Genomic DNA, 14,806 nt, shown 5'->3' with positions numbered 1-14,806 from the left:
ATATTAGATGTCAACACTTTTTTCGAGGAAAATTATTCTCCCCGAAAAAAAGTGTTTCGCAACTCTGTTAGCTCTTCGCCTTCTATCGTATAAAAATGCACAGTGACCTCTTTATTTTGAATGTCGCAAATGGCATACGTTTTATCTTGACGCCCTTTAGGGAGGCGAATGCTACCCGGATTAATGAAAATCCGTCCATTCCGTTCAAAAGCCTGGGCAACATGGGAGTGGCCAAAACAAACGATGTCCGCGCCAATTTCTTCTCCCCTAAAGCTAATCGAAAGAAACGACATTTTGACATTATATAAATGGCCGTGAGTAATATAAAAACAAGTTTCACCAATATGTTCAATCGCTTCATCTGGTAGTTCAGGTGCTCTAAAATCCATATTTCCTTTGACTGCAATGAAACCTTGCAATCCCTTATCATGAACGGATAATTCGGAATCACCACAATGGATCATTGCCTTTACCTCATCTTTATGCCGCTCTTTCATGTCCAATAACTCTTTATGCAGACCATGGCTGTCACTTACGATTAAGACTTTCATGCTGAAGTCCCCTTTAAAAGGAAACTCATGTTTTCACCAAGCTTTTGAATAGCCATTGCTCGATGGCTGATTTTATTTTTTTCTTCTTTCGGAAGCTCTGCCATTGTTTTATTCAATTTTGGCACATAAAAAATTGGATCATAGCCAAATCCATACGTTCCCACTCGTTCTCTTGTAATTTGCCCTTCGCAGCGTCCTTCGACAATCAATGTTTCTTTTCCGGGAATAGCAACAGCAAGGGCACAGACGAAGCGGGCCGTGCGCTTGCTATTTTCCACAGACTCCATCTCTTTTAGAACTTTGTCTATATTTTTTTCATCGTTTTTTTCTACCCCCGCATACCGGGCAGAAAAAACACCCGGTCTGCCATCCAGCGCATCAATAACAAGCCCCGAATCGTCAGCGATGACTGGCATATTTAATTTCATTGCGATTGTTTCGGCTTTGATTTTTGCGTTTTCAGCAAAGGTCGCCCCTGTCTCTTCCACGTCCGGCGCATCCGGGAAATCTAAAAGCGATTCGACTTGAATCCCCTTCTCTTCAAAAAGCGCCTCAAATTCCTTTACTTTCCCTCTATTTTTAGTTGCGATGATCACTTTCATTTTCTTCACCTTTTATTTTAATTAAATTTACGAGTTCCCCTAATGTTTCCTTTTGAATATTTATAAGTTCTTTTACACCTTTATTACCTAAATCAAGCAATATTTGCAGCTCATTATAAGAAAACGTAGCTTCTTCCCCCGTTCCTTGCAGTTCTACAAATTGACCACTTCCCGTCATTACGATGTTCATATCAACGCTCGCATTTGAATCTTCTGCATAATTTAAGTCCAAAATCGGGCCAAGTTCAGGATCAATCCCGACTGATGTAGCGGCAAGATAATCTTTAATAGGAAGTTCAGCAAGCGTTTTATTTTCCAATAATTTTCCTAAAGCAAGCGTCATCGCAACAAACGCTCCTGTGATGGAAGCTGTTCGTGTCCCGCCATCTGCTTGAATGACATCACAGTCAATCCAAATGGTGCGTTCGCCGATTTTGTCTAAATCGACAACCGAGCGAAGAGCCCTTCCGATTAAGCGCTGTATTTCCATTGTTCGTCCTGACACTTTTCCTTTGCTTGATTCGCGAATCGTGCGTTGTTCCGTTGCTCTAGGCAGCATCGAATATTCTGCTGTAATCCAGCCTTTCCCCTGGCCCCTCATAAAAGGAGGAACTCGTTCTTCAATGCTTGCAGAACAAATCACTTTCGTATTTCCGACTGAGATTAATACCGAGCCCTCCGGATGTTTTATGTAATCTTTTTCAATCGAAACCGTTCTTAATTCATTTCCATTTCTTCCGTCTACTCTCATATGGCAACCTCCTGTTATGTTTCTTTGCTTCGTTTAGTATTGCCTTCCTGTTTCCAATCATGTGAAAAAGAGATAGCGATAAGCCACCTCTTTATCGTATCATACTCTATCTTTATTTAAAATTCACGCGTGTTTACCATTTTCGGTCTTGAAACAGGAGTAGTCAGTTTTTTTCCGTTTTCCTTCATGACACGTTCTTTCCCGTCAACTTGAATTGCCACTTTTTGAATATCTTGTAATTCAGTCAGCGATAATACAATGGAATTTAACGCATCATCCGCAATCGTATGATCCCGTTTATTTTGCAGTACGGCTTCATTAAAATTTAAGGTTACTACGCCATTTTTTACAGTAGGTTTCGTTAAAAGCTTGACATCTTCACGGAAGTCGGACTGGAGATTGCTTGTAAAAGAAGGGCCTTTAATGAGTTCATTAACCGTTTCAGTTACGAGATCCTCATCGCTTGTTTTCGCAACTCGTCTCGTTACCGGAACGTAATATTTTTGATTATTATCTTCATTGATAAAATAAAGAGTTACACTTTCACTGTTTGTTAGATCAACGACATCTCCCGCTTCAATATTGATACCATCCGCCCTGCTTACACCATTACCGATCGGCGTATTATTTACAGGCATTGATTTCAAGTCTTTGCCTTCGATTTGGATTTTCACATTTTTAATCGAGTGAAATTGTGTGAGGGTGAACGTGATCGCCTGTAATATTTTTTGTTCATTCTTTGCCTCATAATCCTTAAATTCTTTCGAAAAATTAGCGGTCGCCGTCCCACCTTTCACATTGACGCCCAACACTTCGGTATCCGCCGGCAAAACTGCTTGAAAACCGTTCGGCAGCATATTGGAAACCGGTCCGTCTTTCACTAAATATTCGAGCACCTGTTTTTCGGCTGGTGATTTTGACTTTGGCAGTTCGAGCATTTGCGGAACAACGAGACCGTTTTTGTCCATTAAAAACAACTGCCTTTTGACCATGTTACTTTTTACCGCTGTTTTTGACCCCTTTTTATTGTCCAATGAATTTTCATAGTTCACTTTTTTTGGGGGATCTAGTTCATTTCCTGCCTTTTCCCCCCCAAACCCGCAACCTGATATCAGCAATGAAACTGATAAAACGGCGAGCGGTGCCCCTACCCGGAACTTTTTGTACATACGTTTCCCTCCCTGAGTGTTTGTACTACTATGTATACGAGCTATCGATCGATTTAGACCAGTAAAAAAAGGGATAAAATCTTTAAAGATTTTATCCCAGCGTTATAAATTCGACTTTACTTACTTTTATATCCAGCCAATGATTCGCAATTTCCAGGAAATGTCCGTTATCGGTAGTTGAAAAAAATTGATGCTGCGGCAAGCGCCCGCCGGTAAAAAGCAACCCGCTATGGTCCAGAATGGTGGAAACTTCGCGGGCTGTTTCCGCACCTGAACAAATCAGACGAATATGTTTGCCCATCACCTGTTGAATAACAGGCCGCAATAAAGGATAATGCGTACAACCGAGAATAAGCGTGTCAATTGACATTGTTTTTAACGGCTGCAGCGTTTCGCTAACAACAGAGAACGTGTTCTCACTGTCAAGCTCCCCATTTTCAACAAGCGGAACAAATTTTGGGCAGGCCAAACTTTCCACTTTCACATCGCTATTAATGCTTTTAAGAGCATTTTCATAAGATTTGCTGTTGATTGTACCAACAGTGCCTATTACCGCCACATGGTTGTTTTTCGTCATTTTCAAAGCAGTCCGGGCTCCGGGATGAATAACTCCCACTACAGGGATCGGAAGGCTTTTTTTAATGTCGTCAAGAACGGCCGCTGTCGCTGTATTACAGGCAATGACAAGCATTTTAATTCCTTTGTGGAGCAAAAAGTCCACTAACTGCAAAGTAAATTTCCTAACCTCTTCAAGCGGTCTTGGCCCATACGGACAACGCGCGGTATCCCCTAAATAATAAATTTCTTCTTTCGGAAGCTGGCGCATAATTTCTTTTGCTACCGTTAAACCTCCAACACCTGAATCAATTACTCCTATTGGTTTATCCATTATCTCTTCTCTTCTTTCTATCGCCATACTTAGATGTTTTTCCGGGTTGTTTAGCCCACTTTTTCACATCACTGCTTTTAATTAAACTATGTATCTGGTTATTCTTCAAGTCTTATAAATAAAGAGCTGCGAAATGCAGCTCTTATTTTTAAAACGTTTCCTTGACATAAGTAATTACTTCTTCATTTGTATTTAAATTCAAGATCGTCTCGATATGCTTCTCGACTTCCGCTTTTGAAAGCCTGGAAATCTGGCTTCTTGCAGGTAAAATGGAAGAAGCACTCATTGAGAATTCATCTAAACCAAGTCCTAGCAATATTGGAATAGCGATCGGATCACCCGCCATTTCCCCGCACATGCCAACCCATTTTCCTTCCTTATGGGCAGCATCAATGACCATTTTTACAAGTCTGAGGATTGCAGGATTGTATGGCTGATAAAGGTATGAAACCCGTTCATTCATACGGTCTGCAGCCATCGTGTATTGTATAAGGTCATTCGTTCCAATGCTGAAAAAGTCCACTTCTTTCGCAAAGCGGTCAGCCATTACGGCCGTTGCAGGGATTTCTACCATCATTCCAACTTCAAATGAATCGGATACTTCTACTCCCTCATTGATGAGCTTCTCTTTTTCTTCCATTAAGACAGCCTTTGCTTGCCTGAACTCATCCAATGTCGCGATCATCGGGAACATAATTTTCAAATTGCCATACCTGCTTGCCCTTAGTAATGCTCTTAGCTGCGTTCTGAATATTTCCTGTTCTTCCAGGCATAGCCGAACGGCCCTGAATCCTAAGAACGGATTCATTTCTTTTGGTAGATCGAGGTACGGCAACTCTTTGTCGCCGCCAATATCCAGGGTACGGATGACAACAGGTTTTCCTTCCATCGCCACGAGTACTTCTTTATAAGCGTTATACTGTTCTTCTTCAGTTGGAAGCTGGTCTCTTCCCATATATAAAAATTCTGTACGGTAAAGGCCGACACCTTCACCACCATTGTTTAATACCCCTTTGACATCTTCAGGTGTGCCAATGTTAGCAGCAAGCTCAACTCTCTTTTCGTCTTTTGTCACTGTTTTTTCGTGAAGAAGCTTGGCCCATTCGGCTTTTTGCGCATCATATTCTTTCTGTTTTTCTTCGTAAAGAGCGATTTCATTATCATTCGGGTTGATGATAACTTCTCCATTAATGCCGTCGATAATGACGATGTTGCCGTTAGACAATTTCTTCGTTACTTGTTTTGTGCCAACGACCGCCGGTATTTCCATTGAACGCGCCATGATTGCGGAGTGTGACGTTCTGCCCCCAATATTCGTCGCAAAGCCTTTTACAAACTTTCTGTTTAATTGGGCAGTATCAGACGGTGTCAAATCATCGGCGATGACGATGACTTCTTCCGAAATATTTGCCGGTGTCATAAATTGCACGCCTAAAAGATGAGCAAGCACACGTTTAGAAACATCGCGAATATCGGCGGCTCTTTCTTTCATATATTCATTATCCATTTGTTCAAACATGGAAATAAACATCGAAGAAATATCATCCATCGCACTTTCGGCATTTACTTTTTCATTTTCGATTTTTCCTTTTACCGCATCAATTAACTCCGGATCTTCAAGAACGAGGAGATGAGCAGCAAAAATCGCTGCTTTATCCTCTCCAAGTTCATTAAACGCTTGATCTTTTATTTTCTCAAGCTCTCCCTTTGCCTTTTGAACTGCATTTGTAAAGCGATCGATTTCGCTTTGCACATCGCTTATTTCTTTTTTCTCGATCGTTAAATCAGGTTGTTCGAGCAGAAATGCTTTAGCAATCGCAATTCCATTTGATGCAGCAATACCTGAAATGATTTCAGACATTACTCACCAAGTCCTTCCTTCTTCATAATTGCTTCAATCGCTGAAATTGCCTCTTCGCTGTCAGCGCCTTCCGCTTTCACAACAATTTCTGCACCGCTTGGGATGCCAAGACTCATAACTCCCATTATCGATTTCAAATTGACGCTTTTCCCGTTATACTCAAGCGTAATATCAGAACTGAATTGCCCCGCCTGATTTACTAGAGATGTTGCGGGACGCGCATGAATTCCAGAATCACTTGTTACTTTAAATGTTTTTTCTGCCATAATTAAAAACCTCTTTCCACTCATTATTTTTTAATTGCAATTATATTTTCTTCACCTTTTGTCACATTTCCTGTTTTTACGAGTTGAATCGCTTCCCCTTCTGACAGATTGGTAAAGACAATCGGTGTAATGATAGAAGGTACACGTTCCTTCACTTCAGAAATGTTCACTTCCAACAATTTCTGCCCTTGTTTAACCGTGTCGCCTTCTTTTACAAACGTTTCAAAACCTTCTCCATTTAATTTAACCGTATCAATTCCAAAATGAATTAAAATTTCACGGCCATCTTCGGATTCGAGTCCAATCGCGTGCTTCGTCGGAAAGACGTTCACTACTTTGCCGTTAACCGGTGATACGACTGTACCATTTGCAGGTTCGACAGCAAAGCCGTCACCCATCATTTTTTCGGAGAAAACTTGATCCGGGACTTCCGTGATCGGAAGCAATTTTCCGTCTAACGGTGCTGCAATACTTTCTTGCTTTTTTTTCTTTTTGAAAAACACGTCAGTTTCGTCTCCCTCTTCTTTATCTTTTTTGGCGATAATCACCTTACCATCTATTATATCTTTAATTTCACTTTTAATCGTATCAGAACGCGTTCCAAAAATGGCTTGAATGTTATTTCCCATTTCAAGGACGCCCGATGCACCAAGCTTTTTCAAGCGGTTTTTATCGACATTTTTTGCATCTTTTACAGATACGCGAAGACGAGTAATACAAGCATCAAGATTTGTCAAATTTTCCTTTCCGCCAAGTGCTTCAAGAATGTTAGCGGCAAGTGAATCTTTTTCGGATTCGGAGCCCTTTGTTTCCTCTCCTTCTTCCACTACTTCTCGTCCCGGCGTTTTTAAATTAAATTTCCGAATGGCAAACCGGAATCCGAAATAATAAATCACTGCAAATACGAGACCTACGATAATGGCGAGCCACCATCTTGTCCGGCCTTGAAAAACGCCGAAAAGAAGAAAATCAATGACACCGCCAGAGAATGTCAATCCAATTTTTACATTTAAGATTTGCATGATCATAAATGAAAGACCAGCAAAAATACAATGAATGCCAAATAACACTGGTGCGACGAATAAAAATGAAAACTCAATCGGTTCCGTTATCCCGGTTAAAAAAGATGTTAAAGCGGCGGAACCCATTATACCAGCAACCATTTTCTTATGTTCTGGCCGCGCTTCGTGGTAAATCGCGAGAGCTGCGGCTGGCAGACCAAACATCATAAACGGGAATTTGCCGGTCATAAATGTTCCAGCAGTTAGCGGAACGCCATCCTTTAATTGCTCAAAGAAAATTCGCTGGTCACCATGAACCACTTGTCCTGCTTTGTTTACATACTCGCCAAATTCATACCAGAACGGGGCATAAAAAATGTGGTGCAATCCAAAAGGAATAAGTGCCCGTTCAATGACACCAAAAACAAAAGCTGCGAGTGTTCTATTTTGGTCAATCATGGCATGCGAAAATGCATTTAAGCCATTTTGGATAGGCGGCCAAACAAAGATCATAATAATTCCCAATGCAATGGATGTAACCGCTGTAATAATCGGAACAAATCGTTTTCCTCCAAAAAAACCTAAATACGGGGGCAAATCGATATTATGAAACCGTTTATATAAAGATGCGGCCAAAATACCGATGATAATGCCTCCAAAGACACCCGTCTGCAATGTTGGAATGCCTAATACCGAGGCAATTGCCTGATCATGTCCGGATTCTGCAGCTTTAAGGGTAACCCCTTTCAAAACACCCATTGTCACATTCATCATTAAGAAGCCGACAATGGCTGCAAGCCCGGCCACCCCTTCACCACCGGCAAGCCCTACCGCTACCCCTACGGCAAAGAGAAGCGCTAAGTTTGAAAACACAATGTTGCCGCATTGTTCCATTACCTGGGCGATCATTTGTACCCAATGAACATCAAGGGCAGGAAACTTTTCTAATGTTGCAGGATTTTGTATCGCGTTGCCGAATCCTAACAATAATCCAACCGCAGGCAAGATCGCAACAGGGAGCATTAATGCTTTACCTACACGTTGCAAGACTCCAAAAAACTTCTTCCACATCTAGGATCCTCCTTTTTTGTAATGTAAACAAAAAAGGCATGAATGAATAGACGTCATTACTTAACGGGCATTGATTTACCCATTAAATAATCACCATCGTCTTTTCACTCATGCCTGATCGAATCAGTAACACGCAAATAAAGATTGTTTATTTTATTGGGGTGAAAGCCTTTGCAAATGCAATGTTAAATAAACCGCTTCCGCATTAGATACTGGTTTATTTAATTCATTTTGCATAATCTTCATTAGCTTCCACGCAAGATTATAGCATATCGGATATTCTTCTTTCAACAGCTTTGCCAATTTTTCTTGTTTTTCTGTATAATCGTCTCCCTGCTCAATTCGTTCAATGGCATAACGTAAATGTCTGACTAGCCGAAGAAAGTTAATGCTTTCATAATCGATTTCGACTTGAAGAGAATCCTCAATCACTTGAATGAGCCGGTTCACTAATCGGGAGCGGTGATTAATGTCACTAATATTTTTATTGGTAATTGCACTATGGATATGAAGTGCGATAAAGCCAATTTCCCCTTCTGGAAGCCTGATCCCAATTTTTTGCCATATCATATCAATTACTTCTTTCGCGATCTTATATTCGGTTGGATAGATCGTTTTTGTTTCTGCAAGAAACGGATTTTTAATATCCATCCCTTGTTCGATTCTTTTAATGGCAAATGCGATATGGTCGGTTAAGGCAATATGAATATGTTTATATAGTTTCGTCTGCAATCTTGTTTCAATAAGGGTAATGACTTCATTAATGGCGTCCAAAACTTTGTCGTCGATGGAATGAATTAAATTCAAATATTGCTCTTTTTCTTTTTGCGTACTTAACACGTACAGCTTGTCCACCATTTCCTCTGAAATCGTATCGCCTTTCTTCTTTCCAAAGCCGATTCCTTTTCCTATCATGATCAGTTCCGAATACTGCATGTTGCCAGCGATAACAACATTGTTATTTAACACTTTTTTCACTTGAAATGATCCATTCATCCCATACAACCCTTTCCCCGATCTACCTGAAAAAATATCACAATGGTTTCATCATAGCTTAACTGTCTTTGTTTATCAAATGCAAAACGTGGAATTAGGAAATTGGATGAACTTTATAAAGATCGAATAGAAAGAAAACGGCTTTCAAGGAAAGCCGTTTTCCGACTAAATCTCAAGTTCTCCAAGCCTCAAAAGTTCTACAACGGCTTGAGAGCGCCCTTTCACCCCAAGCTTTTGCATCGTGTTGGAAATATGGTTTCTGACTGTTTTCTCACTTATAAACAGCTGTTCTGCTATTTCCTTTGTGGTTTTATCCTGGACCAAGAGTTCGAAAACTTCTCTCTCTCTTTTTGTAAGTAGAGGCTTCGGTCGGTAGTGTTTCTCTTTCAATGATTTCACCCCTCCTTGCTAGGGATCAAAGAACTGCCAACGTAGATTGGAAGTATTTAGTCAACATATAGTATGTAAATTCGTTTTTAGGAGTGACTTGTAATCCCGAAAAAGTCGGGAATTTGTGTCTATTTCTCATGAAAAAAAGCCCATTTTTTAGAAAACGGGCTTCCTTTAATAAAACAAAGGCCTCCTCAAAGAGGAGACCTTCGTTTTATTTATCACTACCAAAGAAATTTCTGAACGATTGAATCGTTGTTTCACGGTTTAATGATGCGATTGAAGTTGTAAGCGGAATACCTTTCGGGCATGACTGCACGCAGTTTTGCGAGTTACCGCACGATGCAAGACCGCCTTCACCCATAATAGCATTTAAGCGTTCCGCTTTATTCATTGCTCCAGTTGGATGGGCATTAAATAAACGAACTTGAGAAAGTGGTGCAGGACCGATAAAGTCGGATTTGCTGTTAACGTTCGGACACGCTTCTAAGCAAACTCCACAAGTCATGCATTTCGAAAGTTCATACGCCCATTGACGCTTCGGCTCCGGCATGCGCGGCCCTTCTCCTAAATCGTAAGTACCGTCAATTGGAATCCATGCCTTTACTCGCTTAAGCGCATCAAACATACGGCTCCGGTCAATCGCAAGGTCTCTGACAACAGGGAATGTTTTCATCGGCTCAAGGCGAATAGGCTGTTCTAAATTATCAATAAGAGCCGTACAAGATTGGCGCGGCTTGCCATTAATAACCATTGAACATGCACCGCACACTTCTTCCAAACAGTTCATTTCCCAATATACCGGGGTAGTCGCTTCACCTTTTGAGTTTACCGGGTTACGACGAATTTCCATTAATGCGGAAATAACGTTCATATTCGGACGATATGGAATTTCAAATTCTTCCTGGTACGGGGCAGTTTCCGGACTATTTTGTCTGGTGATGATAAATTTAACCGTTTTTTGGCTCATCATTTTTTACCCCCTTCGCTTTTTTTAGAATAGTCACGTACACGAGGTTTAATATATTGAATGTCGACTTCTTCATATTCGAAGTCAGGGCCATTTTTCGCAGGATTAAACTTCGCTTTCGTTGTTTTTAGCCATTCTTCATCATTACGTTCCGGGAATTCCGGTTTGTAATGGGCGCCACGGCTTTCGTTACGGTTATAAGCTCCTAATGTGATAACGCGGGCCAATTGAAGCATATTCCAAAGCTGGCGTGTAAACGCTGCACCCTGGTTGCTCCATTTAGCAGTGTCGTTAATATTAATTTTTTGGTAACGTTCCATTAATTCTTGAATTTTTTCATCTGTTTTAAGCAGTTTATCATTATAACGTACAACCGTTACGTTGTCGGTCATCCATTCTCCGAGCTCTTTATGAAGAACATAAGCATTTTCATTGCCGTCCATGCTCATAATGTTATCAAACTTCTCTTGTTCCCTGCGGACTTGCAGCTCAAACACGGAAGAAGAAATATCATCAGACGATTTTTCAAGACCATTAATATAGTTAACCGCATTTGGTCCAGTAATCATACCACCGTAGATTGCAGATAGAAGCGAGTTTGCACCTAGACGGTTGGCTCCATGATATTGATATTCACATTCTCCACAAGCGAAAAGTCCAGGAATGTTGGTCATTTGATTAAAGTCAACCCACATGCCGCCCATTGAATAGTGAACAGCTGGGAAGATTTTCATCGGAACTTTACGCGGATCATCACCCGTGAATTTTTCATAGATCTCAATGATTCCGCCTAATTTTACATCTAACTCATGCGGATCTTTATGAGAAAGGTCAAGATAGACCATGTTTTCCCCATTCAGTCCAAGTTTCATATCTACGCACACATGGAAAATTTCACGTGTCGCAATATCACGTGGCACAAGGTTACCGTATGCAGGATATTTTTCTTCAAGGAAATACCATGGTTTTCCATCTTTGTACGTCCAAATACGTCCACCTTCACCGCGGGCAGATTCACTCATTAAACGCAGTTTGTCATCCCCAGGAATTGCCGTCGGGTGGATTTGAATAAATTCACCGTTTGCATAATAAACGCCTTGTTGATAAAGAGACGATGCAGCTGTACCCGTATTGATAACGGAGTTCGTCGACTTACCGAAAATGATTCCAGGCCCGCCTGAAGCCATGATAACGGCATCAGCAGCAAAACTATGGATTTCCATTGTTTTTAGGTTTTGCGCTGTAATTCCCCGGCATACCCCTTCATCGTCGAGAACAGCGGATAAAAAGTCCCAGCCTTCATATTTTGTTACAAGACCGGCAACTTCATGGCGACGCACCTGCTCATCTAGTGCATAAAGCAATTGTTGTCCAGTCGTCGCCCCGGCAAACGCCGTTCTATGATGCTGTGTTCCCCCGAACCGACGGAAATCGAGAAGACCTTCCGGTGTACGGTTGAACATAACACCCATACGGTCCATTAAATGAATGATCCCTGGTGCTGCTTCACACATTCCTTTAACTGGAGTCTGATTGGCTAAGAAGTCACCACCGTATACTGTATCATCAAAATGGATCCATGGAGAATCCCCTTCACCTTTTGTATTGACGGCACCATTGATTCCCCCCTGTGCACAAACAGAGTGAGAACGCTTTACAGGTACGAGTGAAAATAAATCTACGTTCACACCGGCTTCAGCTGCCTTAATAGTTGCCATCAACCCGGCAAGACCTCCGCCGACAATTATAATTTTTCCTTTACTCATGCTGGTTCACCCCTTCTTAAATAAATGCGAAAATGGTTCGAACACTAATAATCGCAAGCGCTAAAAAGACGATCATTGTGAAGTAAGTGGATACTCTCTGTGAACGAGGCGAAACCGTAAGCCCCCAACTTACCATAAATGACCAAAGTCCGTTCGCAAAATGAAACACAGTTGAAAGAACCCCGATCAAATAAATAACGACCATTACGGGAGAACTTAAAATGTCGTGCATCATGTCATAGTTTAATTCCGTTTGACCAAGTGCATAGCGAATACGCGTTTCCCACACATGCCAAGCAAGGAAAATTAAAGTGATTACACCTGTTACACGTTGGAGAAGGAACATCCAGTTGCGAAAATAGCTTAATCTGCCTACATTGTTTTTCGCTGTAAAAACAATATAAAGTCCATAAATCGCATGAAAAAGTAATGGTAAATAAATTAAAAGAAATTCCAATACGATGAGGAACGGAAGGTTTTCCATAAAGTTTACCGCTTTATTAAAGGAACCCGCACCTCTAGTCGCAAAATGGTTTACCGTTAAGTGCACCAATAGGAAAAGACCGACTGGAATCACTCCGAGTAATGAGTGAAGTCTTCTGTTAAAAAAATCTCGGCTGCCTGCCATACGTTTTTTGCCCCCTTTTAAAAATTACTGTGGAATAGTGGTTTCGCGTTACTTATAAGTTGGTAGCGCTTATAAGCAGGTTCTCCTTCATGTGTGTTGTAAACAGATGCGTTTAAAAAATAGTTTTACCAACATTGCAACTATGTAACAATGTACATTTTACTCTCATCGTTTGACACCGTCAAGGAAACATCGACAAGAAATAGGCGAAAACCGTTGATAAAACTAGCCATTATGCGGATTCTAAATTTCGATATTTTTCGACACACTCGCTATATATAGTGTTATCGTATTTTTCGAGATATAATAAAGGAAGAGAAAGAGGGGATAACATGAGTACGAAACTTGAGGAAAAAATTGAAGAAACGATCGAGGAAAAGCCAGAAGAAAAACCGTCATTGCAAGTGCCTGCTTTCGGTTACGAGCTTATAAGAAGCGTTCTATTACCCGAACTTTTAGGAAGTCAAGAGCGGAATATACTATATTGGGCTGGAAGGAACCTGGCAAGAAAGTTTCCATTAATGAGCATGGAGGAAGTTATCTCGTTTTTTCATGAAGCGGGATGGGGCAATTTAGAAATCATCGAAACAACCAAAAAAGAAATGACGCTCGAATTGTCTTCACCGATGATTTCTGAACGATTCCAAAATCACGTTAATCCTGTATTCGGACTTGAGGCCGGATTTATTGCCGAACAGGTTCAACTGCAAAAGAAATGGATTACCGAAACCTTTGAAACCATTAAACGGAAGAACAAAGTCGTCTTTACGGTGCAGTGGGATCGAAAAGATCAAACAGATGAATAGAAGAACCGGGGCAATCCCGGTTTTTTTATTTGACAAGTTTATTCGCTTCAACTAATGTTAACTTATAAATAAAAACAGTTGACATTTGGAGGGGTTTGATGGACTGGACTTTACTGGCTCAAGAAGTTTTGCAGGGAAAAGAGTTGACAAATGAAGAAGCTTTAAGCATTTTGAACAGTGATGATGATGATATTCTTCCTCTTTTGCATGGTGCGTTTCTCATTCGTAAATATTATTTTGGGAAATTAGTAAAGCTTAATAAAATTATTAATACGAAATCGGGATACTGTCCTGAAGATTGCGGGTATTGCTCTCAGTCATCCGTTTCAACGGCTCCGATTGAAAAATATGTGATGCTGGATAAAGAAACGATTGTAGAAGGGGCCAAAAAAGCATACGACCAGGACGTTCGCACCTATTGTATTGTCGCAAGCGGAAGAGGGCCACTGAATCGGGATTTAAACACGGTGATTGATGCCGTAAAAGAGATAAAGGCGAATTACAATATGAAAGTTTGCGCCTGTCTCGGGATTTTAACGGATGAGCAATCGAAAGCGTTAAAAGAAGCCGGGGTCGATCGCTATAATCATAATATCAATACATCAAGCGACCACCATTCAAACATTACGAGCACTCATACATATGACGACCGGGTGGCAACGATAACAAAGATAAAAGAGGCCGGGATTTCTCCATGTTCCGGTGTCATCATTGGGATGGGAGAAAAGCATGAAGATATTGTAAAAATGGCCTTCGCATTAAAGGAAATCGATGCTGACTCCATTCCGGTAAATTTCCTTCATGCAATTCCCGGCACCCCTTTGGAACATTTGGATGAATTAAATCCTAGATTTTGTTTAAAGGTGCTCGCATTATTCCGATTTATCAACCCATCAAAGGAGATTCGCATATCCGGGGGACGTGAAGTCAATCTCCGAAGCATTCAGCCTCTTGGATTGTATGCGGCCAATTCCATTTTTCTCGGCGATTACCTGACGACAGAAGGGCAGGAAAGTACAGCGGATCATCAAATGATTGAAGACATGGGATTTGAAATCGATCTTCATGGAACATTGCAAACGATATAAT

15 protein-coding genes are annotated in these 14,806 nt (G+C 41.0%); 2 read left to right on the top strand and 13 right to left on the bottom strand.

All coding sequences use genetic code 11. The features are described from left to right. Window positions 1-32 precede the first annotated feature (32 nt). The 13 genes from WD019_RS04525 to WD019_RS04465 all read right to left on the bottom strand — a co-directional run bounded on the left by WD019_RS04525 (window position 33) and on the right by WD019_RS04465 (window position 12,911). Window positions 33-551 (bottom strand): metallophosphoesterase, encoded by a 519-nt coding sequence (locus tag WD019_RS04525; protein ID WP_026676491.1) that lies wholly within the window; start codon window positions 549-551, stop codon window positions 33-35. Beyond that, on the bottom strand, window positions 548-1,153 hold the full coding sequence (locus WD019_RS04520; protein WP_425710775.1) for an XTP/dITP diphosphatase: 606 nt from the start codon (window positions 1,151-1,153) through the stop codon (window positions 548-550). The genes WD019_RS04525 and WD019_RS04520 overlap by 4 nt, the downstream gene beginning before the upstream one ends. After that, entirely contained in the window at window positions 1,131-1,904 is a 774-nt protein-coding gene (rph, locus tag WD019_RS04515; RefSeq protein WP_026676493.1) for a ribonuclease PH, read from the bottom strand. The genes WD019_RS04520 and rph overlap by 23 nt, the downstream gene beginning before the upstream one ends. A gap of 116 nt (window positions 1,905-2,020) precedes the next feature. Then, window positions 2,021-3,073: a GerMN domain-containing protein gene (locus WD019_RS04510; RefSeq protein WP_425710774.1), complete on the bottom strand. Its 1,053-nt coding sequence runs from the start codon at window positions 3,071-3,073 to the stop codon at window positions 2,021-2,023. Window positions 3,074-3,164: 91 nt separating this feature from the next. Beyond that, entirely contained in the window at window positions 3,165-3,962 is a 798-nt protein-coding gene (racE, locus tag WD019_RS04505) for a glutamate racemase (RefSeq protein ID WP_026676495.1), read from the bottom strand. Window positions 3,963-4,110: 148 nt separating this feature from the next. Next, window positions 4,111-5,823, bottom strand: coding sequence for a phosphoenolpyruvate--protein phosphotransferase (gene ptsP / locus WD019_RS04500; protein ID WP_026676496.1), 1,713 nt, complete (start codon window positions 5,821-5,823; stop codon window positions 4,111-4,113). Next, the gene (locus tag WD019_RS04495) at window positions 5,823-6,089 is read right to left on the bottom strand and encodes a phosphocarrier protein HPr (protein WP_026676497.1); all 267 of its coding nucleotides are present in this window, start codon (window positions 6,087-6,089) and stop codon (window positions 5,823-5,825) included. The genes ptsP and WD019_RS04495 overlap by 1 nt, the downstream gene beginning before the upstream one ends. Window positions 6,090-6,112: 23 nt before the next feature. Next, window positions 6,113-8,161, bottom strand: a complete 2,049-nt coding sequence (gene ptsG / locus WD019_RS04490; protein WP_425710773.1) for a glucose-specific PTS transporter subunit IIBC — start codon at window positions 8,159-8,161, stop codon at window positions 6,113-6,115. Between the two features lie 153 nt (window positions 8,162-8,314). Beyond that, window positions 8,315-9,157 carry a glucose PTS transporter transcription antiterminator GlcT gene (glcT, locus tag WD019_RS04485; protein ID WP_026676499.1) on the bottom strand — a complete coding sequence of 281 codons (843 nt, stop codon included), beginning with the start codon at window positions 9,155-9,157 and terminating at the stop codon, window positions 8,315-8,317. A 165-nt stretch (window positions 9,158-9,322) separates the two neighbouring features. Further along, a complete protein-coding gene (locus WD019_RS04480; RefSeq protein ID WP_007202417.1) occupies window positions 9,323-9,547 on the bottom strand; it encodes a helix-turn-helix domain-containing protein in 225 nt (74 codons plus the stop codon). 214 nt (window positions 9,548-9,761) lie between these two features. Then, entirely contained in the window at window positions 9,762-10,520 is a 759-nt protein-coding gene (sdhB, locus tag WD019_RS04475; protein WP_026676500.1) for a succinate dehydrogenase iron-sulfur subunit, read from the bottom strand. Beyond that, window positions 10,517-12,283 (bottom strand): succinate dehydrogenase flavoprotein subunit, encoded by a 1,767-nt coding sequence (sdhA, locus tag WD019_RS04470; RefSeq protein ID WP_026676501.1) that lies wholly within the window; start codon window positions 12,281-12,283, stop codon window positions 10,517-10,519. The genes sdhB and sdhA overlap by 4 nt, the downstream gene beginning before the upstream one ends. 16 nt (window positions 12,284-12,299) lie before the next feature. Further along, complete coding sequence (locus tag WD019_RS04465) at window positions 12,300-12,911, bottom strand: succinate dehydrogenase cytochrome b558 subunit (RefSeq protein ID WP_026676502.1); 612 nt, start codon at window positions 12,909-12,911, stop codon at window positions 12,300-12,302. Window positions 12,912-13,243: 332 nt separating this feature from the next. On the opposite strand from WD019_RS04465, the gene WD019_RS04460 reads away from it, so the two are divergent. Further along, entirely contained in the window at window positions 13,244-13,717 is a 474-nt protein-coding gene (locus tag WD019_RS04460; protein WP_425710772.1) for a YslB family protein, read from the top strand. 98 nt (window positions 13,718-13,815) lie between these two features. Further along, window positions 13,816-14,805 carry a biotin synthase BioB gene (bioB, locus tag WD019_RS04455; RefSeq protein ID WP_425710771.1) on the top strand — a complete coding sequence of 330 codons (990 nt, stop codon included), beginning with the start codon at window positions 13,816-13,818 and terminating at the stop codon, window positions 14,803-14,805. Window position 14,806 lies beyond the last annotated feature (1 nt).

Source organism: Fictibacillus sp. Mic-4, from assembly GCF_049843615.1.
Taxonomy (GTDB): Bacteria; Bacillota; Bacilli; order Bacillales; family Fictibacillaceae; genus Fictibacillus_A; species Fictibacillus_A gelatini.
The sequence above is the reverse complement of the archived record's forward strand: the minus strand, read 5'-3'. Positions and strand labels throughout refer to the sequence as shown.